20 protein-coding genes, 1 pseudogene and 1 riboswitch are annotated in these 26,067 nt (G+C 39.2%); of the genes and pseudogenes, 17 read left to right on the forward strand and 4 right to left on the reverse strand.

Features of this window, described 5'->3' with window-relative positions:
* Positions 1 to 436: 436 nt before the first annotated feature.
* From AC4PHI_RS01535 to AC4PHI_RS01565, 7 genes are all read left to right on the forward strand, one after another.
* Positions 437 to 904 (forward strand): helix-turn-helix domain-containing protein, encoded by a 468-nt coding sequence (locus AC4PHI_RS01535; protein ID WP_492200573.1) that lies wholly within the window; start codon positions 437 to 439, stop codon positions 902 to 904.
* Positions 905 to 909: 5 nt separating this feature from the next.
* Positions 910 to 1,311: a hypothetical protein gene (locus AC4PHI_RS01540; protein ID WP_492200574.1), complete on the forward strand. Its 402-nt coding sequence runs from the start codon at positions 910 to 912 to the stop codon at positions 1,309 to 1,311.
* A 327-nt stretch (positions 1,312 to 1,638) separates the two neighbouring features.
* Positions 1,639 to 2,931 carry an MFS transporter gene (locus AC4PHI_RS01545; protein ID WP_492200575.1) on the forward strand — a complete coding sequence of 431 codons (1,293 nt, stop codon included), beginning with the start codon at positions 1,639 to 1,641 and terminating at the stop codon, positions 2,929 to 2,931.
* Entirely contained in the window at positions 2,928 to 4,697 is a 1,770-nt protein-coding gene (locus AC4PHI_RS01550; RefSeq protein WP_492200576.1) for a glycoside hydrolase family 2 protein, read from the forward strand. The genes AC4PHI_RS01545 and AC4PHI_RS01550 overlap by 4 nt, the downstream gene beginning before the upstream one ends.
* Positions 4,698 to 4,860: 163 nt before the next feature.
* On the forward strand, positions 4,861 to 5,853 hold the full coding sequence (gene galE, locus AC4PHI_RS01555; RefSeq protein WP_492200577.1) for a UDP-glucose 4-epimerase GalE: 993 nt from the start codon (positions 4,861 to 4,863) through the stop codon (positions 5,851 to 5,853).
* 302 nt (positions 5,854 to 6,155) lie between these two features.
* On the forward strand, positions 6,156 to 7,670 hold the full coding sequence (locus AC4PHI_RS01560; RefSeq protein ID WP_492200578.1) for a DUF1846 domain-containing protein: 1,515 nt from the start codon (positions 6,156 to 6,158) through the stop codon (positions 7,668 to 7,670).
* A gap of 758 nt (positions 7,671 to 8,428) precedes the next feature.
* A complete protein-coding gene (locus AC4PHI_RS01565; RefSeq protein ID WP_492200579.1) occupies positions 8,429 to 11,365 on the forward strand; it encodes a Cna B-type domain-containing protein in 2,937 nt (978 codons plus the stop codon).
* 333 nt (positions 11,366 to 11,698) lie between these two features.
* On the opposite strand, the gene AC4PHI_RS01570 is transcribed toward AC4PHI_RS01565, so the two are convergent.
* Positions 11,699 to 12,400, reverse strand: a complete 702-nt coding sequence (locus AC4PHI_RS01570; RefSeq protein WP_492200580.1) for a beta/alpha barrel domain-containing protein — start codon at positions 12,398 to 12,400, stop codon at positions 11,699 to 11,701.
* Between the two features lie 108 nt (positions 12,401 to 12,508).
* Between AC4PHI_RS01570 and AC4PHI_RS01575 the strand changes: the two genes are divergently transcribed.
* From AC4PHI_RS01575 to AC4PHI_RS01600, 6 genes are all read left to right on the forward strand, one after another.
* Positions 12,509 to 13,141: a helix-hairpin-helix domain-containing protein gene (locus AC4PHI_RS01575; protein WP_492200581.1), complete on the forward strand. Its 633-nt coding sequence runs from the start codon at positions 12,509 to 12,511 to the stop codon at positions 13,139 to 13,141.
* Between the two features lie 26 nt (positions 13,142 to 13,167).
* A complete protein-coding gene (locus AC4PHI_RS01580) occupies positions 13,168 to 13,680 on the forward strand; it encodes a ComE operon protein 2 (protein ID WP_492200582.1) in 513 nt (170 codons plus the stop codon).
* 211 nt (positions 13,681 to 13,891) lie between these two features.
* A complete protein-coding gene (locus AC4PHI_RS01585) occupies positions 13,892 to 16,003 on the forward strand; it encodes a DNA internalization-related competence protein ComEC/Rec2 (RefSeq protein ID WP_492200583.1) in 2,112 nt (703 codons plus the stop codon).
* Between the two features lie 90 nt (positions 16,004 to 16,093).
* Positions 16,094 to 17,119: a DNA polymerase III subunit delta gene (gene holA, locus AC4PHI_RS01590; protein WP_492200584.1), complete on the forward strand. Its 1,026-nt coding sequence runs from the start codon at positions 16,094 to 16,096 to the stop codon at positions 17,117 to 17,119.
* 192 nt (positions 17,120 to 17,311) lie between these two features.
* Positions 17,312 to 17,402: riboswitch (TPP riboswitch) on the forward strand.
* Positions 17,403 to 17,490: 88 nt separating this feature from the next.
* Positions 17,491 to 18,069 (forward strand): energy-coupled thiamine transporter ThiT, encoded by a 579-nt coding sequence (gene thiT, locus AC4PHI_RS01595; RefSeq protein WP_492201510.1) that lies wholly within the window; start codon positions 17,491 to 17,493, stop codon positions 18,067 to 18,069.
* A gap of 174 nt (positions 18,070 to 18,243) precedes the next feature.
* Positions 18,244 to 19,062 carry a ZIP family metal transporter gene (locus AC4PHI_RS01600; protein WP_492200585.1) on the forward strand — a complete coding sequence of 273 codons (819 nt, stop codon included), beginning with the start codon at positions 18,244 to 18,246 and terminating at the stop codon, positions 19,060 to 19,062.
* A 174-nt stretch (positions 19,063 to 19,236) separates the two neighbouring features.
* Here AC4PHI_RS01600 and AC4PHI_RS01605 read toward each other — a convergent pair whose 3' ends face one another.
* Positions 19,237 to 19,425, reverse strand: a complete 189-nt coding sequence (locus AC4PHI_RS01605) for a hypothetical protein (RefSeq protein WP_492200586.1) — start codon at positions 19,423 to 19,425, stop codon at positions 19,237 to 19,239.
* Positions 19,426 to 19,939: 514 nt separating this feature from the next.
* On the opposite strand from AC4PHI_RS01605, the gene AC4PHI_RS01610 reads away from it, so the two are divergent.
* On the forward strand, positions 19,940 to 20,785 hold the full coding sequence (locus AC4PHI_RS01610; RefSeq protein ID WP_492201511.1) for a YitT family protein: 846 nt from the start codon (positions 19,940 to 19,942) through the stop codon (positions 20,783 to 20,785).
* A gap of 138 nt (positions 20,786 to 20,923) precedes the next feature.
* On the opposite strand, the gene AC4PHI_RS01615 is transcribed toward AC4PHI_RS01610, so the two are convergent.
* Positions 20,924 to 22,183, reverse strand: a complete 1,260-nt coding sequence (locus tag AC4PHI_RS01615) for a S1C family serine protease (protein WP_492200587.1) — start codon at positions 22,181 to 22,183, stop codon at positions 20,924 to 20,926.
* Between the two features lie 350 nt (positions 22,184 to 22,533).
* Here AC4PHI_RS01615 and rlmH point away from each other — a divergent pair, with 350 nt between their 5' ends.
* Positions 22,534 to 23,013 carry a 23S rRNA (pseudouridine(1915)-N(3))-methyltransferase RlmH gene (gene rlmH, locus AC4PHI_RS01620; RefSeq protein ID WP_492200588.1) on the forward strand — a complete coding sequence of 160 codons (480 nt, stop codon included), beginning with the start codon at positions 22,534 to 22,536 and terminating at the stop codon, positions 23,011 to 23,013.
* Positions 23,014 to 23,219: 206 nt separating this feature from the next.
* Here the strand turns inward: rlmH and AC4PHI_RS01625 are convergent.
* Positions 23,220 to 23,637 (reverse strand): annotated as a pseudogene (locus AC4PHI_RS01625) (transposase); the annotation flags it as partial.
* A 300-nt stretch (positions 23,638 to 23,937) separates the two neighbouring features.
* On the opposite strand from AC4PHI_RS01625, the gene AC4PHI_RS01630 reads away from it, so the two are divergent.
* Together AC4PHI_RS01630 and AC4PHI_RS01635 are read left to right on the forward strand one after the other, a co-directional pair.
* Positions 23,938 to 24,519: an ANTAR domain-containing response regulator gene (locus AC4PHI_RS01630; RefSeq protein ID WP_492200589.1), complete on the forward strand. Its 582-nt coding sequence runs from the start codon at positions 23,938 to 23,940 to the stop codon at positions 24,517 to 24,519.
* Positions 24,516 to 25,931, forward strand: a complete 1,416-nt coding sequence (locus AC4PHI_RS01635; protein ID WP_492200590.1) for a sensor histidine kinase — start codon at positions 24,516 to 24,518, stop codon at positions 25,929 to 25,931. The genes AC4PHI_RS01630 and AC4PHI_RS01635 overlap by 4 nt, the downstream gene beginning before the upstream one ends.
* Positions 25,932 to 26,067 lie beyond the last annotated feature (136 nt).

Consider the following 26,067-nt stretch of genomic DNA (forward strand, 5'->3'; position numbering starts at 1 on the left):
CGAAATACTGGGGTCTAGCAATTTGTTTCTGAAATAATAAGGCGAAACAAAACTTTGACAACGATTTATGAAACCAGTTTTGATTGTGATGTTATGCAAATCCGATAGTAACACGATCAACCGTTTAACATTTTTGTTGGTTAGTCTTTCTGTAACTTCTATAGTAAAATAAATCATGAAACGTTCACTAAATAAATTTTGTGTGTTTGGTTTTCATTTTATTGAGGGGTCGTTTTTTACTGCCCGATCCCCTGTTTAATAACAGCTTTTTAATCAAGGTGAGCAATGGAATCTAAACAGATGGCTGGCAAATGAATCCCGGAGTTTTTAGCTGATATATATAATTAATGCACTAAATTTAACTGTTATTATCATGCGCAAGGGATACTTGCTTTATTATTATGGGGGTTAAACGTATCTTTAAGAGGAGGATGAAATGGAATTTAACGAACTAATAAAACAAAGACGATTAGAATTAGGCTTGACTCAAGAAGAAGTGGCGAAGCAATTATTTGTTTCCAGGCAGGCTGTTTCTAATTGGGAGACAGGGAAAAATATGCCTGATTTTTCCTCCTTAGTTTTAATTACTAAGTTATATAATGTTTCACTTGTGAAGTTGATTGATCAAAAATACCAACATTTACTACACGATAAAGATGTTATTCTTTGGAAAAGATATAACTATTTAATGTTGGGACTTACATTGGTCATTGCCTTATTTATGATACTTGCTCTAAATTTTGATGATAATGATATATTTTTTTATTTAGCGATTATCAGTTGGGTAGCTCTGATGTTTGTTTGTTGGCTAGCAGAAATACTAAAAAAGCGGCAAAATATTTCTACTTACAAGGAAGCACGTAAATTTCTCAAAACCTCACAAAAAAATAAAAAGGAGGTATAATGTTTATGAGTCAAGAGAAAAAAACAGTTGTCAATCAGACTACAATCCTATTGTTTGCAATCGTTGGTGGTTCGGTTCTCAGTGATTTGTTAAAACTTTTGATCCCGATTTTCGATTCTAATATGTTGCTAAAAAGTTTGGTTGATATTGTTTTCATTTTCGCGGCTTTTATTTCTTTGACGTACAATCAATCAGAAAATAAAAGCATAAAGTCTTCTCATACACTACCAGTGATTATTTCGGTAATTTTAGGAGTGTCCCTTTTTGACACTCTACTTCTGCAATACTTATCCGAAATTTTGCCAATTGTGGTGGAATCACAAATAGTTTATATGGTCTATATGAGTATCGGCATCCTGTTAGTTTATAAAATCATCTCGACCATCAGCGGCAAAATGAATAATTAGCACTTAAAAAAAGATTTATTTTATTGAGAAAAATTAATAAAACCTTCCATTATCAAAAACCCATCTAAAGGACAATTAGATGGGTTTTTTGTCTGGAAAAAAGGACTGGTGATGCACCCTTGATCCGTCAGTCATGTAATTTATGGCGCTTGAAATTTAGATAGTATTATTTTCTAAGTCTAACGAAATTATTTTTTTCAGCCTGTACTTAACCACTGGAATTAACAGAAACCATGAAGACCCTTTGACCGAGTATGTTAAAATAGAAGGTGCTGATAGTACAAAGCTATTATTTCAGATGAAGAAACAGGAGAAAGAGGTCGTTGAATGACTGAAAGATTATTAACGAAGCGAAATTGGCTGGCTATTTTGATATTCGGTTTATTTGGTCAATTTGCGTGGACTATTGAGAATATGTATTTCAATGTGTTTATGTATAATACCATCACAACCGACAGTCGAATGCTGGCCAATATGATTTTTGCCAGTGCAGCGGTGGCGACTGTCACTACGCTGTTAATGGGGGTTTTAACAGACAAACTGGGCCGTCGGAAAGGTTTTATCGTACTCGGATACATATTATGGGGAATTTCTACCCTATCATTTGCATTTATTTCTGTAAATAATGTGGCACTGTTGTTTCCGGCAGCCAATGCGGTGACAATGGCTGCTGTTTTGGTTATTGTGATGGATTGTATCATGACTTTTTTTGGAAGCACCGCCAATGACGCTGCCTTTAATGCATGGATCAATGATATTACCCCCGCCAGACAAAGAGGACGGGTGGAAACAGTGTTGGCAGTGATGCCTCTAGCAGCGATGCTGATTATTTTTGGTGGATTTGACTGGCTGACGCAAGCAGGCCGCTGGCAATTGTTTTTTCTGGTTTTCGGGGTGATGATTATAATTGGGGGCCTCATAGGCATGTTTGTGATAGACGAACGTCCGCCGCAAGTCAGTCCCGATACTACCTATCTTGCTAACATTGTTTATGGTTTTAAATGGAAAATAGTAAAAGAAAACCGTGTGTTATATGCTGCTTTGGGTATGCTGGCCGTGTTAGGTATCAGTACTCAAGTGTTCATGCCTTATCTGATTATTTATATGCAAAAGTATTTGGGATGGAGTAATTATGCTTTGCCTCTTGGTGTGATTTTAGTACTGAGCAGTATTGTGAGTGTTTTAAGCGGCAAGTGGATCGATCATTTCGGTAAGCTGACATTTTTATCTTACGCCCTTGTGCTTGAGATTATCGGTCTGTTGGGATTATATGTTTTCCGCAGCATTTTTCCGATTATTTTTGTCGGAGTGTTGACAGTTGGCAGTAATATGATTGCCACGGCGTGTATCAACGGTATCGTTCGTGACTTTACACCGAAGGACCGCTCAGGGCATTTTCAAGGGGTGCGAATGTTTTTCAATGTCTTGATTCCCATGGCTTTTGGTCCTTATATCGGTTCTTTCGTTATCAAAGGCAGCGGCGAAACATATCGGGAGCTGGGAGAAATCAAGGAAGTACCCGTGCCGACAATTTTTTTTGCCTCAGCTGTCGTTTTGATATTTTTACTTGTAGCCCGCTGGCTGATGAATAGTTTTTGGAAGGAAGGGAAAATTAAATGACGGAATCAATAGATTTATATACACCATGGGGGGAGAAAACGAAAACGGAACAAATACCTCTAGACGATTATCCCCGGCCCCAATTAGTCAGGAGTAATTGGCAAAATTTGAATGGTATTTGGGAATACAGTATCTCACAAGCAGAAAGACAGCCGGAAAAATTTGATGGAAATATCCTAGTGCCTTTTTCCCCGGAATCTTTGTTGTCAGGAGTTCAGCGGTCGGTAACTCCAGAGGACATTCTCTGGTATCGTCGCAAGTTTACAGTTGAAAAAGAATCCAGTGAGAAAGTCATCCTGCATTTTGGTGCGGTAGACCAGCTGTGTGAAGTCTTTGTCAACCAAAAATTAGCGGGAAGACATGAAGGCGGCTACTGGCCATTTTCATTTGATGTGACAGAAATGCTGGAAGAAGAAAATGAGTTGCTGGTGAAAGTGATTGATTTGAGTGACAATCCAACATATGCTTTCGGGAAGCAAAAACAGGAACATGGAGAAATTTGGTACACGCCTCAAAGCGGTATTTGGCAAACCGTTTGGCTGGAGACAGTACCGGAAAATTACATAGAAGATTTGCGATTGACGCCGAATTTTGACGGCGCACAAATTGGGATAAAAGTCAAAACCAGTCAGCCTTTTGAAACGGGCCGCGTCATTATCAAATCAGAATCAGAGATTGTTTACGAAGGTTCTCTTTCAAACGATGAGAGTTGGATTTATTTGCCTGATTTTATTCCTTGGTCACCTGATGCACCGCATTTATACGATTTAGAAATAAACGTTGATGAGGATTCAGTCAAAAGTTATTTTGGCATGCGCAAATTTTCTGTGGGAAGAAATCAAAAAAGCCAGCCGGTCCCTATGCTGAATAACCAGCCGGTTTTTTTCAACGGTTTATTGGATCAAGGATATTGGAGCGACGGTTTATATACGCCTCCCAGTGACGATGCCATGGTTTGGGATATTCAAAAAATGAAAAATCTGGGTTTTAATATGCTGCGCAAGCATATCAAAATCGAACCCTTGCGCTGGTATTATCATTGCGACAGGTTGGGGATGCTGGTGTGGCAGGATTTTGTCAGCGGCGGCGGTCCAGAGTACAACAATTGGCTGATCAAGTATCTACCTTTTGTCAATATTCATGTGAAAGACCATCGCTATCAGTGGTTTGGACGTGAATCAGCCACAAGTCGCAGTCAATTTGAAAAAGAGCTGGAAGCTACGGTAGATTTATTGAAAAATACTGTTTCATTGGTTGTTTGGGTGCCTTTTAATGAAGGATGGGGGCAATTTGACAGTACACGAATTGGGGATAAAGTCCGTGAGCTGGACAAAACCCGTCTAATTGATTACGTCAGCGGTTACCACGACCAAGGGGACGGAGATTTTAAAAGTCCCCATATTTACTATAAAAAATATCGGCTGAAGACTGATCCTCACGATCGAATTCAGATTTTAAGCGAGTTCGGAGGTTACAGTTGCCCTACGGAAGGACACATGGGGTCGGACCGATTGTTCGGCTATAAAATGTATGACACGAAAGAAAAATTTACGTCTGCCTATGTTAAGTTATTTGAGGAAGAAATTCTTCCTGCCATTTCAAAAGGATTAGCGGGGACAGTATATACCCAACTTAGTGACGTGGAGGAAGAAATCAATGGTCTAGTGACTTATGATCGCCAAGTGGTAAAAGTGGTTGAAGGGACTGTCCGTACCCTAAATCAGAAAATATTTGAGGAATTTAAGAAAAATTTGAATAGTCAATGAGATATCTTTGCGTGAGAAATATTAAGGGAAAAGTTTATTAAACATCAAAGTAATATATTTACTAAATAAAAAGTAAAAATTTATTAATTGTCTTGTTATCTTCTTAAAATTGTTTTATGATAAAGGAAGAAATTATCCTTTAAAATATAGGAGGAGTTTATCTATGACAATTGCAGTGCTTGGCGGTGCAGGCTATATTGGTTCCCATGCGGTGGATCAGTTGATTAAAAAAGGGTATGACGTTGTCGTCATCGATAATTTATTGACTGGCCATAAGGAAGCAATTCATGAGGAAGCACGTTTTTATGAGGGAGATATTCGGGATAAGGAGTTCATGCAGTCGGTGTTTTCAAAAGAGCAGATTGAAGGTGTTGTGCACTTTGCTGCAAGCTCTTTGGTAGGTGAATCTGTGGAGCACCCCTTAAAATATTTCAACAATAATGTTTATGGCACTCAAATTACATTAGAAGTCATGAAAGAGTTTGACGTGAGATACATCGTCTTTTCATCGACTGCGGCAACTTATGGGGAACCGGAAGAGATTCCAATATTAGAAACAGCTAAAACCCTTCCGAAGAGTCCTTACGGCGAGAGCAAGCTGATGATGGAGAAAATGCTTTACTGGTGTGATGTCGCTTATAGTATCAAATCGGTTGCTTTGAGATATTTCAATGTGGCCGGGGCACAACTGGAAGCAAAAATCGGTGAAGACCATACGCCTGAAAGTCATTTGGTACCAATCATTTTACAGACAGCTTTAGGACAGAGAGAAGAAATCACTGTCTTTGGCGATGATTACGACACGCCCGATGGCACATGTATCCGGGATTACGTTCATGTGGTGGATTTGTGCGATGCACATATTCTTGCTTTGGAATATTTAAAGGAACACGACGAAAGCAATGTCTTCAACCTTGGAAGCAGTGAAGGTTTTTCAGTCAAAGAAATGATAGATGTTGCCCGAGAAGTTACAGGAAAAGAGATTCCTGAAAAAATCGGGAAACGCCGTGCTGGGGACCCAGCAATATTAGTGGCTTCTTCGGAAAAAGCACAAAAAGTTTTAGGCTGGCAGCCGCAACATACGAATGTCAAGACAATCATGGAAACTGCATGGAGATGGCACAACACTCATCCAAAAGGATATGGCAGCAAATAAAATAAAGGTAAAGACCGACCTTCAAAAGCAGTATTTTGGAGGTCGGTTTATGTTTTGCAGGTAGGCTTGATTTTCTGCTGCGTAAATTTAAAAATCTATCAAGTGATTTAGAAAAATTCTCTCATTGAAGTATGCGGAGAGAAATTAAGTTTAAAAGACACAAGTGATTAAAACGTACGACAGATCATTCTATATTATAGTTTTTGAAAGTGACAGAAGTTTTTCTTGTCTATAAGCTATTTTTTTTATATGATTGAAGGGATGGTTTAAGAGCTAAATTTATGAATGAGGGGTAATTTCTTGTGAAAAAAATCGGTTTTGATCCACAAACGTATATCGAGGAACAATCAAAGTATATTTTAGAACGTGTGAACCATTATGATAAGCTGTACCTTGAATTTGGCGGAAAGCTGATTGGGGACATGCATGCCAAACGAGTATTGCCGGGCTTTGATCAAGATGCTAAAATCAAACTTTTGCATAGACTGAAGGAACAAATTGAAATCATTATCTGTGTTTTTGCCGGAGACATCGAACGTAATAAAATCCGCGGAGACTATGGCATCACCTATGATATGGACATCATGCGTCTGATTGACGAATTGAGCGATTATGAACTTGAAGTCAACAGTGTGGTCATTACCCGATACAGCGGACAGCCTACAACAAAAATTTTTATTAATAAATTGAAACAACGGGGAATCAAAGTTTATACACACGAGGAAATTGACGGATATCCGGTAAATGTCGATAAAATCGTCAGCGATGAAGGCTTTGGGAAAAATCCATATATCCCAACAACAAAACCTATTGTTGTAGTCACAGGTCCCGGCGCCGGTAGTGGCAAGTTGGCCACCTGCCTGAACCAGCTGTATCATGAAAGTCGTCATGGCAATGCAGGAGGATACTCCAAATTTGAAACTTTTCCAGTTTGGAATGTGCCTTTAAGACATCCTCTCAATATTGCTTATGAAGCGGCGACTGTAGATTTGAAAGACGTGAACATGATTGATTCTTTTCACTTTGACTATTACGGAGAAATCGCTGTGAACTATAATCGGGACATTGAAACTTTCCCAATCATCAAGCGAATCATTGAAAGAATTACCGGGCGAGAATCTGAATTTCATTCTCCCACCGACATGGGAGTCAATCGGGTGGGATTTGGTATCATTGATGATGAGGTGGTACAAGAAGCATCCAAACAGGAAATCATCCGCCGTTATTTTGCGACGGAATGCGATTTTAAAAAAGGGTTGCTGGATTTGGAAACACTGAACCGCATTCAAATCTTGATGGAAGAGTTAGAACTGCGACCAGAGAACCGTCACTGCGTTTCTCCTGCAAGAGAATATTCTGAACGTTTAAAACATCGAGCGGACTGGGATCAAGAATTTACGCCGGCAGTGATGTCCATCGAGTTGATGGATGGACAAATCGTGTCAGGCAGAGGATCAGAATTGATGGATGCCAGCGCCTCGGCCATCTTGAATGCTATTAAAGTTTTGGCGAATATTGGAGATGAAATTTTACTGCTGTCGCCGAATATTTTAGAGCCGATCCAAAAACTGAAGGCTAACGAGTTGTCAGGACGGATCACATCTTTGAATACAGCGGAGATTTTAATTGCCCTTTCAATCAGTGCTGTAACGAACCCGACCGCACAGCTTGCTTATGACAAGTTGAAAAAATTGAAAGGGACGCAGGCACACTCAACGGTAATGTTGAATAAGGACGATCAGCAAGTCATACGAAATCTAGGTATAGAGTTCACGTGTGACCCGATATTTTCTTCAAAGAATTTGTTTTATGTGTAAAAAATATTAGATTGACTAGCGTTTTAACTAAACATTTTTTGAATGAGACTAAAAAACCTTTCCGGTCTGTGTATGCAGTCGGAAAGGTTTTTATCATTTGACAAAAACTATTTAGTTAGATTTGCGAAAAAACCTTAAAAAGAATCTGTATGTTGGTTAGTTTCTTGAAGAAGCGAATCAAAGGCTTATAACCTTCAAATGCCTCTTTTTGAATATATTTATCTACCGATTCAATTGCATATTGTGCTATACTAAAGTTAGATAATAGGATGGTTTTTTGTCTATTGTAAAATAAAACAAACTATTTCAGCTTATTTAAGAGAATAAAAGGTATATGCTTTCCAGTTTGAGAACAGTCCATTTTAATATTTTATTGAAAACAATAAGTCATAAATTTTTTTAACACTGACTTGCTTGAATGATTAATTTTAGATACAAATCATCTTCAGTTGTTCAAAAATCACAGAAGTCCTTAAGTTTAAAATTTCCCACATAAAGTTTCTTCTTCCTTTTGGTTGCTTCAAACTTCCCTTCAGCTTTTCATAATAGTAGTCAGATGTATAATTTTGTATCGATTCCGAATTGACTTCTCCTAGTAACCCCAGCAATGAAATCGTCTATGTTGAATATTCAGAATATTCAGAATGTTTCCCGAAATAGTATTGTCATGTGCATAGTAAAGGTATTTGAAAGATTGTTTACTGTAACTAATGACTATTGGTGCCGCTCTAGCCAAGAAAAACAAAGGAGACATTAACATGAAAGGGAAAAAAGTACTCAAGATATTATTTGAAATTATTGCTTGTTTTGTTTTGATAGGTGTTGGATTGAGTAATTTATTTGTTCCCGAGACAACAGTAGTCGCTGCTACAGATATATCCGACCGAATCGTTAAAGAAAAGCATGATTTCCATATTCTCAGGGGCACAGAGGTCATTCCGGTTATCGTGAACGGCGTGGCCCAAGATCCGCTACCGGATTTCAACGTTGGAGATAGAGTAAAATTTGTTTATCGTTTCAGAATAGATGATTTGTCCGGTGTGGGAGACGGTGATTTTTTCAACATTGATTTACCTAATCAAGACTATATTCGTATCCCTAATTCTCTGAATGACCTGAATCTTATGAGCAGCTCAGGAGAACAGATGGGTGTGTGGAGAGTAAAAGACGGAAGAATTTCTGTTGAGATTAATGATTTGGTAGCCTCAAGTGACTGGGCAGAAAATGGTTTTTTTGAAGTCGAAGGGAGATTGATAAAAGAAGGAAAAGGTATAGAAATTGAAAGAGAAGGAGACTTGACGATTATTATCGACATAGGACCTGACCCAGGAGAAGAGCCCGGCGAACCGGGAGGGCATAAAGATATTCCTGAATTGCCGGAACGGTTTGATGATTTCTATAAGGAAGGAACTCAATGGTCTGGTCAAAATGTCATTCATTGGAACACATCGTTCAATTTGGATCAGCTCAGAAATATGTTTAATGGTGTCCAAGTGGTCCAAAAGAAACAAATGATGTTCATTGATAAACTGGCACCTCAAACATCGCTACTAAATCAGCCTTCTATTAACGTCCCTGTATTTCTATCAACCAAAGACGGAAAATTAGGGGATTACGCTATTGCAACAGTTGATTTAGTGAAGGGAAAATTAGCAGAAGAAATGATTCCGCAAACAGGGGAGACTTATGATGAATTTTATACTCGTCTGCAAGAAAACGGAAAAGTTGCCTATGGCGTTCATGATAATACTTTATTAGTCAGTTTGGGAGATGTTCCTGGAAACGGGATTACATATTATGATTTATTTGGCGGGAAAGAAGCTTTTGAAAGCTATCTTGACGGACTTGTAGCTAGTGATGTGATTCTCCAAGAACAAGCTGAAAGAATGAAATTTATTTACGGAACTGAGGGGCCTTCACAAGGAAACATTGTTGGTCTAGGTATTTCTTTTGATGTGGCAGTGGAGGGTGAGACTGGCGATTATAAAAATCAAGCACTGTTGAAGTGGATAGAAGATGGAGATGAAACCGATGAAATTGTCGTCGAATTCACACAGGCGACGGGCGGTTTGGATGTTGTCAAAGCTGGTTCGGTTTTAATCACAAAAATAGATGGAGACACAGGAGTCAAAATCCCTGACGTAGTTTTCCGATTATTGAAGTGGAATGAGACCGAAGAAAAACATGAAGAATATACACCGCGAGACAACGGGCCCATCCAGAGAAAGACGGATGAGGACGGAAAAGTTACGTTTGCTAAATTAGATGATGGAAACTATAAAATCGATGAAGTCCAAGGAGTGGAAGGCTATTCAGATGAGATAATAATCACTCCTGATAATGGAGAATTCACTATTAATAATTCTTCGAACGTTAAAGGATTTTCTTTTAAAGCTGAAAATTTTGTCAAGCCTGCTTTAATAGAAAAAACGGTAAAAAAAGTTTGGGAAGACAGGGATAATCAGGACGGCCTTCGTCCAAAAAATATCCGGGTCCAATTGTATGGCGATGATCAAGCTGTCGGAGCAGAGATTACACTAGACGAGACGAACAACTGGAGTCACACGTGGAAAGATTTGCCGGAGAAAGAAAATGGCAACGCCATCACGTATACAGTGAAGGAAACAGGAGTGCCTACGGGTTATAAGAGCACCAGTGAAGTGGTAGATGGAGTCATTGTTTTAACCAACCGCCATACACCGGCTGTAACCACCATCCGTACACAAAAAGTTTGGGAAGACGGAGATAATCAGGACGGCTTTCGTCCAAAAAATATCCGGGTCCAATTGTATGGCGATGATAAAGCCGTTGGAGCAGAGATTACGCTAGACGAGACGAACCATTGGAGCCACACGTGGAAAGATTTGCCGGAGAAAGAAAATGGCAAAGCCATCACATATACAGTGAAGGAAACCGGAGTGCCTACGGGTTACAAGAGCACCAGTGAAGTGGTGGACGGGGTGATTGTTTTAACCAACCGTCATACACCTGAAATGATAACGATCCGAGGAGAAAAAATTTGGGAGGATAACGAAGACAAGGCTAAAGACCGACCTGAAAGTATTACGGTTAATCTGCTGGCAGATGGTAAAGTAATTCTCAATCAAAAAGTCACTGCGAAGACAGGATGGGCGTATCAATTTACCAATTTGCCGAAATATGTTAAAGGAAAGGAAGTTGCCTACACAATTACAGAAGAAGCTGTTGCAGGTTATACCACAAAAATTGCAGGTTATAATCTCATCAACAGTTACATTCCGGACAAAATTAATATCAGTGTGACCAAGTATTGGGAAGATCAAAACGATCGTGCTGGACTTCGCCCTGAGAGCGTTAAAGTTCAATTGTTGGCCAATGGGGAGAGAATTGGCAAGGAAGTAGTCCTTAATGACGCTAACGATTGGAAATATACTTGGGAAGAATTAGATGGCAAAAACGAAAAAGGCGAGAAAATCGAATACACAGTCGCTGAAGTCGATGTCCCTGCTGGCTACAAAGAAAGTATCACAGATGATAGTACAGGAAATATCGCCGTGACCAACACTCTCAAGTCTGCTAAACCGTCTATTAAGAAAGACTGGATCTTACCGAAAACTGGAGAAGAAAAAGCGCGGTTTGGAATACTGATTGGAGTCGCGATAGTTGCTTTAAGTTTGCTGATATATTTCAGCAGAAGAAAAAATATGAATAAATAAAGATATCAGCTTTGATTCCAAAAAAACAGTTATAAAAGTGCTCATCAGATGTTGTTAAATATCTTCGGCAAAGTATGAACAAGTTTAACCTCATAGGGGATTGTCAGTCGCTGACATAAAAGGATAAAACAGAAGTGTTGAAAAAGTTCAAATAAAAATCTGCCCATCTAAATATATCGGCCTCGCAAAAGTTAGTTTTGGTCTAACTTTTGCGAGGCCGATTCTTATGGAAATATGATTTCGAATTAATAATGACCGCATAAAATATTTTCAGAGCAGATTTCACTACTCCAAAAAATTTAATTTTTCAGGCATCTTCCCAAGATACCACGTCTATTCTTCATTTTCTAAAGAGCGCTGTTTTTCCTTTTCCCGGTAAATTTCCATTTTACGACTGAACAACTCACCATTACTTGGCGGTGTGTAAGTGATGGCATTGGCCCCTGCTTGGATAGTTTCCATGATTGACTCGTCCGTAGGTCCGCCGGTAGCGATAATGGGAAATTTTGGGAATTCTTTTCGAATATTTCTAACGACTTCCGCTGTATCTTTCCCTCCGCTGACATTTAAAATTTTAGCCCCCGCTTCAATTTTTTCCGCCACATTTGAATAGACAGACGTGACAGTGGCCACAATAGGGATGTCAACTGTTTTATAAATATCATTGATAGTTTCTTTAGGTGTGGGGGAATTAACGACGACCCCTATGGCTCCTTGAGCTTCGGCAAAAATACTCATTTGAACAGAACGTTTGCCTTGAGTTGTCCCGCCGCCTACACCGCAAAACACAGGAATATCCGCGGCTTCTGTAATACTTTTGGTAATAGTAGGATGGGGACTGAAGGGATAGACAGCAATCGCAGCATCAGCATCGATATTACGAATGATTGCAATATCTGTCGTATAGACGATAGATTTAATCCTTCTGCCGAAAATACGTATGCCGCTGCAATATCTGATGACGGGGGGCACTTTAATAAGGTCAAGTCTTAAGGCTGTCATTATTTCTGGTATTTCGATTGGATAATCACGCATAGCTATCACCTCTAAAATATAAATTTTCTTTCGCCTCAATCATACCCTAAGGAAGAAAAATAAAATAGTTCTTTTTGCGAATTCTAATGATGAAGAGAGGTGATCTTGTTGAAAAAAGGGAAGATGTGGCTGGATTATTTGAATTTCAAGACCTTTCTGTTGATTTTTTTAAGTGTTTTTCTGCTGGTGATTTTGTTTAGAAGTTTAAATTCTCGTGAAAAAGAAATAGAAGCTGAGAATCAGACACTTTTTTCGACAGAACAGATTGCTCAGGAAGAAACCAAAACCAGTCAATCAATGGAAATAAAATACATAGACGTTAAAGGGGCCGTTAATCATCCTGGCATGTATGAGTTTTCTTCTAATATGAGAGTTCAAGATGCGATTTCATTTGCCGGCGGCTTCACTGATACTGCCGATCAGAATCAAGTTAATCTGGCACAACTGTTAACAGATCAAATGGTGGTCTATGTGCCTGAAAAGGGAGAAGAACAAAGGACAGCTTTTTCTCAGTCATCATTCACAGCAGCTGGTTCGGAAAAGAAAGACAAAGTCAATATCAATCGTTCAGATGCGGCGGAGTTGCAGACTTTGAACGGTATCGGAGAGAAAAAAGCAGAAGCAATCATTCAATACAGAGAAGCACATGGTTCGTTTCAAACATTGGAGGATTTAAAAAAAGTGAAAGGAATCGGTGAAAAAACCTTTGACAGTTTACGGGAATCGATTACAATTGATTAGAGAATGACTAATCAGGAGGGAAAGCAGTGAGCTTTGAAAGAATCCCATGGGACCAATATTTTATGGCTCAAAGTGTGTTGTTGTCTTTGAGGAGTACTTGCAGCAGATTAGCTGTGGGGGCGACGATAGTTCGTGATAAACGCATCATTGCCGGCGGGTATAACGGCTCTGTCAGCGGAGATGTCCATTGTATTGATGAAGGGTGTTATGTGGTGGACGGTCACTGCGTGAGGACGATTCACGCTGAGATGAATGCCATTTTACAGTGTGCTAAATTTGGTGTGCCTACTGAAGGTGCCGAAATCTATGTGACACATTTTCCTTGTCTTCAGTGTACTAAGATGATTTTACAGGCGGGCATTCGTAAAATCCATTATTTAACAAACTACCGTAACGATGATTATGTTATGGGGTTGTTGAAGCAAACCAAGGTGGAGATTCATCAGGTCCAGTTGTCAAAAAAATATTTTGCCGAATTAAATTTTGGAAATGAAAAATTTCAGCAAGAGTCCGGCGGAGAGCTATTTACAGAAGAGTAATCAAATCAAGAGTCTGCAGAATTATTGGGTCTTTCCAGCACTCAGTCTTTTAAGTATTTATGCGGTTTTTTTCTACCGTAATTTTCCCAGTGTTTTATTTTGTTTATTTGTATGCCTGCGATTGATTTTTACCAGACAGAGAGTAATGATAGGTTACTCTCTTTTTGTTGTGCTGTTTGGTGCCGCTTTTTTTATTTGGCAGGGAAGACAGATGCCTTTTCCGGTAGCACAAAGCCCCGCCAGCTATCAACAGACAGTAGAAGTCGATTTCAATGATTGTCAAATCAATGGGAACTTTCTCAGGTTTACCGGTACGGAGCAGAAAACTTCTGAGCCAAAGCTTTTTGAATATGTTTTGACAAATCAAGAGGAAAAAAATTGGTGGCAGTACCAAAGTACCCCTGTTGTTTTAACTGTTACAGGAACGGAAGGATTGCCGGACACGGTACGCAATCTGAATGGCTTTGATCAGCGCAAGTATTTAGCAGGGAAAAATATTAATAAAATAGTAACGGTGGAAGACGTAAAGGTCATCGAAGAAAGTATCCCTAAACATCCCGTCAAAATGATAGAGTTTATTCGACGGAAGTTGTCCTTGCAGATCGACCAGACTTTCCCAAAATTTACCGCATCCTATCTGAAAAGTTTGTTCCTTGGTATCAAGGATACAGGATTTCAGCAAGAAAAAGAGGTGTTTGAAGGGCTGGGAGTGTTGTATTTTTTTAGTATCTCAGGGATGCACATTTCTTCATTTATTTCTATTTTTCGTTATGTGTTCAGAAGGTTGGATATAACTTTAGAAACTATTTTTTGGCTGGAACTGCTGCTTCTGTTTTTTGTTTATGTTTTAGCGGGGCAAACTATCAGTGTGTTAAGGGCGGTTTTGCTTCTTGTGATTCAGAGTAGCAATCTGCGCTTCCGATGGCACCTGTCTGCTCTTGACTCTTGGAGTTTGACCTTGTTGGCCAGTTTGCTGTTTTCACCTTCTGCTGTTTTCAGTATAGGCGGGCAGTTTTCTTTCGGCATGTCTTTATGTATCCTTTATCTCCAGCCGTACCTTAAGTTATTTACTGTTTTATGGCAGCGGCAGCTGATGTTTTCTCTTTTACTGACGTTATGTTCTTTGCCGTTAACAAGTTTTTATTTTTTTGAATGGAACCTGTTGAGCTTAGCTTTATCCTTTGTTCTTTTACCTTTCTTTCAATGGTTCCTGTTGCCAGCCTTGATGTGTTGTATTTTTTTAGGGGTCCTGTTCCCTGATATATTTTTGCTTCACTGGTTTGAAGGGCTATTGCAGAAGTTCCATCAAGCTCTGTTGTTTCTGGGGGAGTGGCGCTTCACTCAAATAACAACTGGGACTTATTCATGGCTTTTGTGCTGTGTATTATTATTTTTATTGGGAACGGCGCTGCATTACTTTCCAGAAAGCAGTAAAAAAAGCTGGCGGTTTCTGTTTCTTTTGATATTGCTTTTGGGCGGACAGAAATTTTTGAAGTTTGATGGCATTGTTGCTTTTGTGGATGTGGGGCAAGGAGACAGCATTGTCATACAGGAACCATTCCATGGGAAAGTAGTTGTAATCGACACAGGGGGAAGATTAAACTTTTCCGTTGAGAAATGGCAGGAAAAAGAAATAAGTCGTGCAGGGGCATCTTATACAGTCATTCCTTTTTTAAAAAGTCGGGGAATCTCTCAGATTGATTTATTTTTTGCCAGTCATGGCGACGAAGACCATATTGGAGATTTAGCTGAACTGGCGGAAGAAATCCCCATCCTTCATCTCGTTTTTGGCAAGGGACTTGAAAAAAGTCAAAGTTTTCTGACGGAAGTGAAAAATTTAAAAAGAACTACGAAGCTGGTACCCGCTCTGGGACCCCGGCAACTGAAAATTGGAGATTTGACCTTTGACCTGCTTTACCCGCAAAAATCAGGAGAGGGCGACAATAATCACTCTTTAGTGTTGCGGACGGTCATTAAAGGTACGAGCTTTTTATTTACTGGAGACCTAGAAGCAGAGGGGGAACGGGAGCTGATTCAAACTTTCCCTGACTTACAGACCGATGTTTTAAAAGTAGGCCATCATGGCAGCCGCACGTCATCCACAGCGGAGTTTGTCCGCACTTTGAGTCCTCAAACAGCAATTATTTCCTGCGGACGGGAAAATCGTTTTGGACATCCCCATGAAGAAGTCCTTGAACTACTACAAGAAAATAAAGTTGAAACCTTCAGGACCGATGACTCCGGCATGGTGTACTATCAGTGGCGTCTTTGGGGGCAATCATTAAGCAAAATCAGAAAAATCAATCCTGAGTCTGGTTTATAGAATAAAGTACTAAGGTTCTTCCTTTTTAAGCTTTTTTCACAAAAAAATGCTAAAATTGACAAAGAGAGAACAGAACGGAAGGATATGGACATGACTTTACAAAATGAATTAGCCAAAATTCGTAAGGGAAATATTTCATCAGTTTATCTAGTGACAGGAACTGAGCAATACTTGAGCGATATGTTTAAAAAGACTTTAAGGGAACAGGTGTTGGAAGATCAAGACGATGAAATGAATGCCATTCGCTTTGATATGGAGACTACCCCGCTGGCTCTAGCCTTGGATGAAGCTCGCACGCTGCCTTTTTTTGGAGAGAGACGGCTGGTCCAGATTGACAATCCTTATTTCTTAACGGGAGAACGGGGCAAAGGCGGTGTGGTACACGATGTGGAGGAGCTGATTGAATATTTGCAGCACCCTTTGGAAACCACTGTTTTGGTAATCTATGCGCCTTATGATAAGTTGGATAACAGGAAGAAAATAGTGAAAGAGTTGAAAAACAAAGCTGTTTCGATTGCTGCACATACCATGAAGGAAAAAGAAACGCGGCAGTATATTAGCCACGCTATCCGTGACATGGATTACAGCATAACCCCGGAGGCGCTGGAAGCCTTGTTCCAATTGTCAAACATGGACTTATCAAAAATCATGGGTGAACTGGAAAAGTTATTTTTATATACGTCAGATGATAAAAAAATAACGAAACCGATAGTGGAGAGTCTGGTGCCCAAATCTCTGGAACAAAACGTCTTTGAACTGGTGGAGTTTGTGATGAATAAAAGACCGAACAAAGCTTTGACCCTCTACCGGGAATTATTACTATCCGGCGAAGACAGCATCAAATTAAATGCTATTTTAATGCAGCATTTCCGTTTACTGATCCAAGTAAAAATAATGTTGACCATGGGTTACCAGCAGAGCAATATGGTCGATGTGCTGAAAATCCACCCTTATCGTATCAAGCTGGCTACAGGACAAGTCCGCAGATATCAACTCAAGGAGCTGGGCAGTATTTTTGATGAACTTGTGGAAAATGATTTAAAATTTAAAACAGGACAGATGGATAAAGAATTATTATTTGAATTATTTTTGTTGAAACATGGTGCTAAAGTCTGATTGTTCGTGTGGCGATGTTTATCTTGTAAAATCTAATCATCTATATTTAAAGCATATCATCTTTGGTAAAAGGGACATTCTAAAGCCAACTGACGGTCAGGATGATAGGAAACTCTGATGACAGAAATCATATTTTTGGTTGTCGGCGGGAATTATGGTACAATATGACTGTAAAAAAATTAAATAGAACTTACCATCACAAAGGGGTGCCGTAAAAAGCTGAGATTATACCCTCTAACCTGACTAAGTTAAGACTTGCGTAGGGATTGTGATAGAGTTGCAACTATCATCTTATTGACTTGCTACTCCTCCTTTCGTTGTATGGTTAATTTCTATACTAAATGAAGGAGGATTTTTTTATGAACAATCAAGTGAGTCACACAAGAAATTTGAGTGTCTGGTTGGAAGGGACAATCATCGCTGCCATGGGGATGGTTTTGACGTTAGTTCCGGCTAATATCGGATTTTTTGATTTATCTTTGGGTTTGGTGCCGCTGGTGCTGTATTCATTTCGCAGAGGACTCGCACCAGGAATGACTTCCGGTTTTCTTTGGGGATTGCTGGCAATCGTTTCAGGGGGAGCGATGAAATATTTCCTGAGTGTGCCTCAAATCATTTTTGAATATCCGTTCGCATTTGCTTTCGGCGGTCTTGGGGGCATTGTTGCGAAGAAATTGCAAGCTGGAATCATGTCCGATAATGATAAGACTGTCCACACAATGATCATTCTTGGCGGTGCTTCAGCTGCCTTGGCAAGATTTTTTTGGCATTTCTGTGCCGGGGTTGCCGTTTGGGGAAGTTATGCGCCAAAAAACATGAGCCCCTATGTGTATTCTTTGCTCATCAATGGGACCAGCGGTGTGGCAAATGCAGTTTACGTTGTCGTTGTGCTTCTCGTTGTCTATAAAATCAGACCCCAATTGTTTGTGCCGACTCCTCGCCGGGCCTGATTTAGGGATATTTTATCTGTTTTGACACGTTAAAAAAGCCCGTCTCTGTATGAAAACTAGTATCTCCCTTAAATTTATTAAAAAAATTTTGGCATGTCTAAAAAAATTGTTGGATTTCGTGAGATGTGTTACTATTTATATGAGAGGACAATATTTAGACGGGAGGCTAGTGTAGTGATAGATTGGTTTATAGGTCTGCTGCCATGGCAGCAAGCGCTGTTAGGCACATTGTTTACATATGGTATGACTGCTTTAGGAGCAGGCCTTGTATTTTTCTTTAAAGACATCAAAAAAGATATTTTAAATCTGATGCTGGGATTTGCTTCTGGTGTGATGATTGCTGCAAGTTTTTGGTCGTTGTTAGATCCGGCAATCGCACAAGCAAGAGAAAATGGTGATATCCCTTGGTTAGTAGCCGGGATCGGCTTTGCGGCGGGCGGTTTGTTTTTGTATATCGCTGACAAGTTAATTCCCCATATGCATTTTGGTCCCAATCACCAACGAGAAGGAATGCCGAGTCATCTGAAGAGGACGGTCTTATTGGTTTTCTCAATCACTTTGCATAATATTCCTGAAGGACTGGCAGTAGGAGTGGCTTTTGGTGCGGCAACACAGGCTTCTAATCCTGTACAGGCAGTCATGGGAGCGTTGGCTGTTGCTATCGGAATTGGTATTCAGAATTTTCCGGAAGGGGCCGCAGTCTCCATTCCTCTGAGACAGGAAGGACTCAGCCGTTGGAAATCATTTGTTTACGGTCAAGCTTCAGGATTGGTGGAACCGATTGCAGGGGTTTTAGGGGCGATTTTAGTTACTAGAATGACCTTTATTTTACCCTATGCATTGGCTTTTGCAGCAGGAGCGATGATTTATGTGGTGGTGGAGGAATTGATACCTGAGGCACAGCAGACTACGACGAAAGGTGCCCACTACGGTGTTTTTGGTGTGATGGTGGGATTTATTATTATGATGGTGTTGGATGTGGCTTTAGGCTAAAAGCAAAAAAGCAGTTGAGCCGTCACAGCTTAACTGCTTTTTGTATTGTTCAAAATGATAGTTTCTTAGTTTAATTTGTGAAAAAGGGGAGTCCCCCTTTCGCATCGGTTTATTTGTTCCAGTCCCTTGACGAAACAATGGTTATTGATAAACTGCAAAAAATCAGGAAGCCTATCAATATTTATAACGATTATTTTTATCAGGATTTGAGATGAAACGTACCAAAAAGACGATGATTGCAACAGGAATCAGGATTTTGATTGCAAAGGCCAAGATTCCGCTCAGCAAGGACAAACCAATGGCCGCAATAACGATGAATCCGACGATGGCAAATAAATTATGTACAGAAGATTGATTTCTCATTTTTTAGACCTCCATTAAACTTTCTTTATACATTAAGTTTAGCAAAAGAAATTAATTTTGTAGTGGTCCTAAAGCCTGATTTTTTTCTAATCAATTGGTAGGAAAGAAACTGATGATAATTATGAGATAAAATTAATTTATCGTAGGTTTATGACAAATGCTGAAAAATATTTTTTGGTATCTAGTGTTGGTCTAAGTCAATCCGTGCTAAGTCCTCATCTGATCATCATACGTACTTTTTATTCTGACACAAAAAGAGAGCAGTAGAGACGATGAAACTCTACTACTCCATACATAGGGGAAAACTTTTGTAAATAAAATCAAAGTATAGAACGAAAAAATCCTCATCTATATTTAATTTTATTAATTATAATCTCATAAATATGCAGGGAAAGCAAGAGTTTTTTGCATTTTAGCCTAGTTGACAGTGATTGTGGGGATTATTTATACTGAATATTATACGTGGAATAAATTTTTCCGGTGCATTTTATTCTCTAGGAGGAATCAATGAGTGATACGAAATAATTTTGAAAAAATAAAATCTTTCGGGTTTGTGACAATAGGTGCACTTATTTTGGCCTTGTCCATGCATGCATTTATGGAACCCAACAATATAGTTGCCGGAGGCGCTACGGGGATCAGTATTATCGTAAGTTATATGTTTAAAATCCCTTCATTTGTTGTGTTGTACGCCATAAATCTGCCCCTTCTGATTCTTTGTTTTTGGCTGTTAGGAAGGGAAGTGGGAATGAAAACAATTTACGGCAGTCTTATTTTCCCTTTTTTTGCTTGGCTAGTTCAGGATGTGCCTGTGTTGACTTCTAATTTGTTGCTTGCCGCTGTTTTTGGCGGTGTCATGACGGGCATAGGGTTAGGTCTGGTTTTTAAAGGAAATGCTTCTACTGGCGGAACAGCAATCCTTTCACAAATAGTAAATGTTTATTTTAAAATCCCATTGGGTTTGAGTGTGTCTATCGTTGATGGCATAGTCATTCTCTTAGCACTGTTAGCCTTTGATGTAGAACAAGTGATGTATTCTTTGATAACATTATTTATTATCGGACGGGTGGTGGACTTGGTTCAAATGAGTTTCAACCGTTCCAAAAATGTGATGATCATCTCCCAATATCCAAAAGAAATCACTGAGATGATTGTAAATAAAATGGATCGCGGTCTGACCAAGTTCCAAGTAGAAGGCGGATTTGACCAAAATAAAAAAACGATGTTGATGTGTGTGTTGCCGGAAAAAGAGTTCCACACATTAAAAGAAGAAGTTCTTGCCCTAGACTCTCACGCATTTGTTGTGGTCATGCCGGCAAGTGAAGTTATGGGGCGCGGGTTCAGCTTGAGTAAATTATAGGAAAGAGTCTGAATTAAAAGTCTTTCAATAAAGAAACTCCCATGAAATCAATGATTTAAAAAATTGATTTCATGGGAGTTTTAATTTACACATTTTTCTCTTTCGGATTTAAAATCATTTACTGCTCAACCTGATTTTTTATTCATTAGACTTGAGAGCCGACTGGTCGATGGACAATTCTGTCTCAACAGTTTTTTTCTCGCTGCCTCTGTAAAATGTGATGCTTATTTTGTCGCCTACTTGTTTTTTGTAGAGGATGGATTGTAAATCTGAGGAAGACTCAATAGCTTCCCCGTCCATTTCTACGATGACATCATATTTTTCCAGTCCGGCTTTTTCTGCGGGTGTGGCAGGAGTGACACCAAGTATGACTACACCGCTAGTCACATCTTTTTTCAAGTTCAAAATTTTCTCGCGCTGGTCTGAACTGATGGTTGCCAAATCGTACATGCTGATTCCCAACGCCGGACGAGTAACTTTGCCGTCTTTTTCCAGTTGGTTGATGATATCCACGACATCGTTGCTTGGAATCGCAAAGCCCATACCTTCCGCGGAAATCCCGTTGCCGGATGAGGCGATTTTGACGGAGTTGATGCCGATGACCTGACCGGCAGCATTCACTAAAGCCCCACCGGAGTTGCCGGGGTTGATTGCGGCATCCGTTTGAATCGCATTGATGCTGATGAGCTCTCCTTCGTTTTTGTTTGTGATAGACCTGTCCTTGGCAGAGATAATTCCTTGAGTGACTGAGCTGGCATATTCTGTCCCTAAAGGTGAGCCGATAGCGATGGCAGGCTCTCCCACGTTGATATTATCGGAGTTGCCAAACTCTGCTACGGTTGTCACTTTGTCACTGCTGATTTTAAGAACTGCCAAGTCGGTAAAAGTATCGCTCCCTATCAGCTCGGCTTCCACCGTGGTACCGTCTTTGAATAAAACTTCCAGTGCATCTGAACCTGATACGACGTGATTATTTGTGACGATAAAAGCATAATTTCCTTCTTTTTTATAAATCACACCGCTGCCCTCGCTATTAGTCTCAAGCTCTCCAGAATTTTCTCCGTCTGAACCTGCTTCAGAATCATTTGTTCCAAAAAGACCACCGAAAGGATTCACTTGATCTTGTTTTTTTCTCAAATTAATCACTGATACAACAGCATCCTGTGCTTTTTCTACAGCTTTCGTTGTGTCGCTTTTTACATTGTAAGTAATATTGCTTACCTTAGTAGTTGTGTTTTGTGCAGAGTCTGTCGTGGAAGAAGTAGTATCGGGATTATTTTGCTCTAAAATCACATAGGCGCCGCCGAAAGTTAACATTCCTCCTATAACGCCTCCGATAAGGCCTGTACCGAATCTTTTCATAAAAGACTGATTATTACGTGTATTTTTTTTTATCATGCCAGTGGTGTAAACACCAATCCTCCCTTACCATTCGTTATCTTCAGTATAACTTACATTACAAATATAAGTCTAACCATATAGTTTGAATTTTTTATGAAAATCTCTAGATAAAATAGGCATGAACTATTGAATAAGATGGGATAAGTCATCCACAGTATCCACAGAAGTTATCCACAGAACGTCTGTTTTGTGAATTGTGGATAAATTTTTCCCCTAAAAAAGATAAAATCAAGGATGTGACAAGATGTTTTTTATGTAAATGTGTATAAAGCTGTGGATAAGTGTGGATAACTTGTTTTTGCTGTGCTAAACTGAATCATGTAAAATTTCGTGAGAGGATTTTAAAATTGAAGGTTACTATTATTGCAGTGGGAAAATTAAAAGAGAAGTATTTAAAACAAGGGATATCAGAGTATGCTAAGCGTCTAGGGAAGTATACAAATTTCAACATCATTGAGGTGGCTGATGAGCAGGCTCCGGAAAATTTGAGCAGTAATGAGATGATTGCTGTGAAAGAGAAAGAAGGAGCCAGAATTTTAAGTAAGATTAAAGAAACAGATTATGTGTATAGTTTGGTTATTCAGGGGAAAAAAATTTCTTCTGAAGAGATTGCTCAAAGTATGTCACAAGCGATGTTGCACGGTAAAAGCAGTCTGGTGTTTGTTATAGGGGGGTCTTTGGGGCTATCAGATGAGGTAATCCGGCGCAGCAATGAACAGTTGTCCTTTGGCAATATCACCTTACCCCATCAGCTGATCCGTTTAGTATTAAGTGAACAAATCTATCGAGGATTTAGGATTATGAAAGGAGAACCGTATCATAAATGATGCGGTTTTTTTGTTTTTGATGATCCTTTAACATTAACGATTTAATCGTTAGGCATTGTATATCTGACATAACGCTACCCTAGATATTTATCTTCGCTAGGTAGTCGTTATGGAGGGGCGTAACGATATAGTGGGTTGGTAAAGAAGTAGGAAATGGTTATTTCAAGAATTATGTGTAAATGGAAAGTCCATCCCGAATGATTAATTTAGAACATTGATTCCAAAGTATCTTGAATTTCTTCGCACTCTCCGTGATCACGACCTAAAAAGGCCTGGTTATAATTATTAAATTAAGATATCAAGAATCTCTCAAGAGATTCTTCATTGTATATTTTTTCAGCTGTTTATTAAAGCTTTCAATCAGATTAGTCGAATAGATGGTTCGTCTGATGGAGGGAAATTTAAAAATGTTAATATGGCAGGATTCAGGAGTATCTTGACCACTCTTGGATACTGCTTTTTCCATTTTTCACTCATTAAATGTATTTGATTGATCGCTTCTTCTTTTGAATCGGCTTGATAAACTCGTTTAAAATCGTCACATGTTTCTTTTCTATCGCTTACCCTTACCTTAAGAGCAATGTTTCTAGCAACATGAACACAACATTGTTGAAATTGGGCATGAGAAAGTCCTCCTAGGTATGTTTTTGTGGTTAAAAACATTGTATCGTAAAAGGGCTGTTGCATGGCCTTTTATCTTTTACACAATTATATTGACTTTATCGATTATCATTTTAGGAAAATAAACTTAATTAAAATACAGATATACCCTGTTAAATTTCTCCGCTTTCTACAATAAACGACCCTTATTCATAGCGCAGAAAAATTTTACATTTTTTCTGATTAGTGCTAGTATGAAAATGAGATGGTGGGTCACTTCTGATTTTTTGGGTGTTGGAAAATAGTCAGAAAAGGTGAAAAATCATGATTAAATTATTGATTGCAGATGACGAAACTTTGATCAGAATGGATTTGAGAAGTGCGTTCAAAGGAACTTGCTTTCAGGTAGTAGGAGAAGCCCGAGATGGTTTTTCGGCGATCAAATTATTTAAGCGTTTTCAACCCGAAGTCGTTTTGATGGACGTAAAAATGCCGGTGATGAATGGCTTGGATGCCAGCAAAGTTATTTTAAAAATGAATCCTTCCGTCAGCATCATTTTGTTGACGGCTTACTGCAATGAGGATTTAATGATGGAGGCTAGGAAGATTGGCCTTTCCGGTTATATTATGAAGCCGATCAATAGTTCAAATATCGTACCAACAATAGAAATGATGCATCGTAATTTTAGAAAATATCATGCTGCTCAGTGTGAGCTGGAAAAAACACAACGACGTTTGGATAATCGTATTGTCATTGATAGAGCAAAGGGTATTATAATGAGACAAAAACAATGTTCCGAAGAAGAAGCTTATCAGGAAATTAAAAATATCAGTAAAGAAAGAAATTTTGCCATGTCAAAGGTTGCTCAGTTGATTATCAACAACGATCAGGTGAAAGTGACATGAGTGAGATGGATGAAAAAAAGATTTCCTCCCTTTGCCGGAACCGGACAGGACTTTCTGAGGACGATATTCGAGAAATTGTTGCGGTGGCTTCTACGATTCAGCACATTGCTGATTTAACTAATGCAGATGTGTGTGTGGACTGCTTGACTAGAAAAATCGATACTGCAGTAGTTGTGGCCCATGCCAAACCGACAGCGGCACCGTCGATTTATCATAAAGAAATTGTCGGCGAACTGGCACATCGGAAAAAAGAGCCGGGAACACTGAGAACCCTTGAACTAGGACTTGCCTCCAAAGGGTTGAGGGCAATGACACAAGAAGGGGTATGGGTGCAGCAAAATGCAGTCCCGATTATCAATAACCACCATCAAAGTATCGGGGCAATCGTGATTGAGACACCCACAAGAGAAGATAGAGTCGAACCAAAAGTGTCTTTCTCAGAACCAACAGTTGCAGATTTTATGAATGCTAAACAAAATTTAGGGCAATACTTAAATGACGCAGTGATTATTTTTGCCGAGGATCAAAAAATAAACTATGTGAATCAAGCGGCGCAGGAACTCTATGAGGCATTAGGCTATAAAGAAAAGTTAACCTCTTTGACCTTTACTAATATCAGTTTAGGTAATTATTCATTTTCAGCGTTGGAGAGACTTTCTCAAAAAAGGAAATCTTCAGACCAAAAAAATCCGCTGGTAGTGGAGGAAGTCGAAATATCCGACAGAGTCCTGTTATTGCGTTATTTTTATTTCAGCGGATCTTTACTCATGTTTATCGTGGATAAAACCGAACTGAAAACTAAAGAAAAAGAATTGAACGAAAAAACAGTGGCTCTCAAAGAAGTCAATCATCGTATCAAAAATAATATGCAGATTATTGCCAGCTACCTTAACATACAGGCAAGAAAGATAAGTGACACAACAGCAAAAATTATTTTTATGGAGGCAGTCGATCAGATTTTATCTATGGCATCGACCTATGATTTTTTGTCAGTCAATAATTTTGAAGAAGTAAATATTACAGCTTTTCTTCAGCACCTTTTCAAAAAAATGCAGTATGATTCCATTCATGATGTGAGACTGCAGATAGAAGGGGATTCTGTGATGATGTCCTCAGAGAAAGTTTCGATTATTGGGATGGCGGTCAATGAATTGGTTACAAATTCACTTAAGTATGCTTTTCAAGAAAGGGTTGAATCTTCTGGATGCAACAACACTATCTTGATTCAAGTGTTTCAGAAACAGCATGCTCATATTGCAGTGACTGACAATGGCGGCGGCTTTGATTATCAGCGGGATGATGAGAGTCTATCTGGTCTGGAATTGACACGACGTCTGGTAGAGGATAATTTGGAAGGGGTCCTGGAAATCGCTTCTGATTCAAGAGGAACCAGAGCGATCATCATAATATAACTACTAAAATAAAAGGAATAAATAAAAACGCCGACGATAGGCGGAAAATTTGTGCGATGGAGTGCAAATAAACAGAACAGCATCTTTAAATGATGTTTCTGTTTGTTTGCGCTTTTTTAATGTTACCTTAACTGAA

The sequence above is a fragment of the Vagococcus sp. QWL-13 genome, assembly GCF_058683555.1.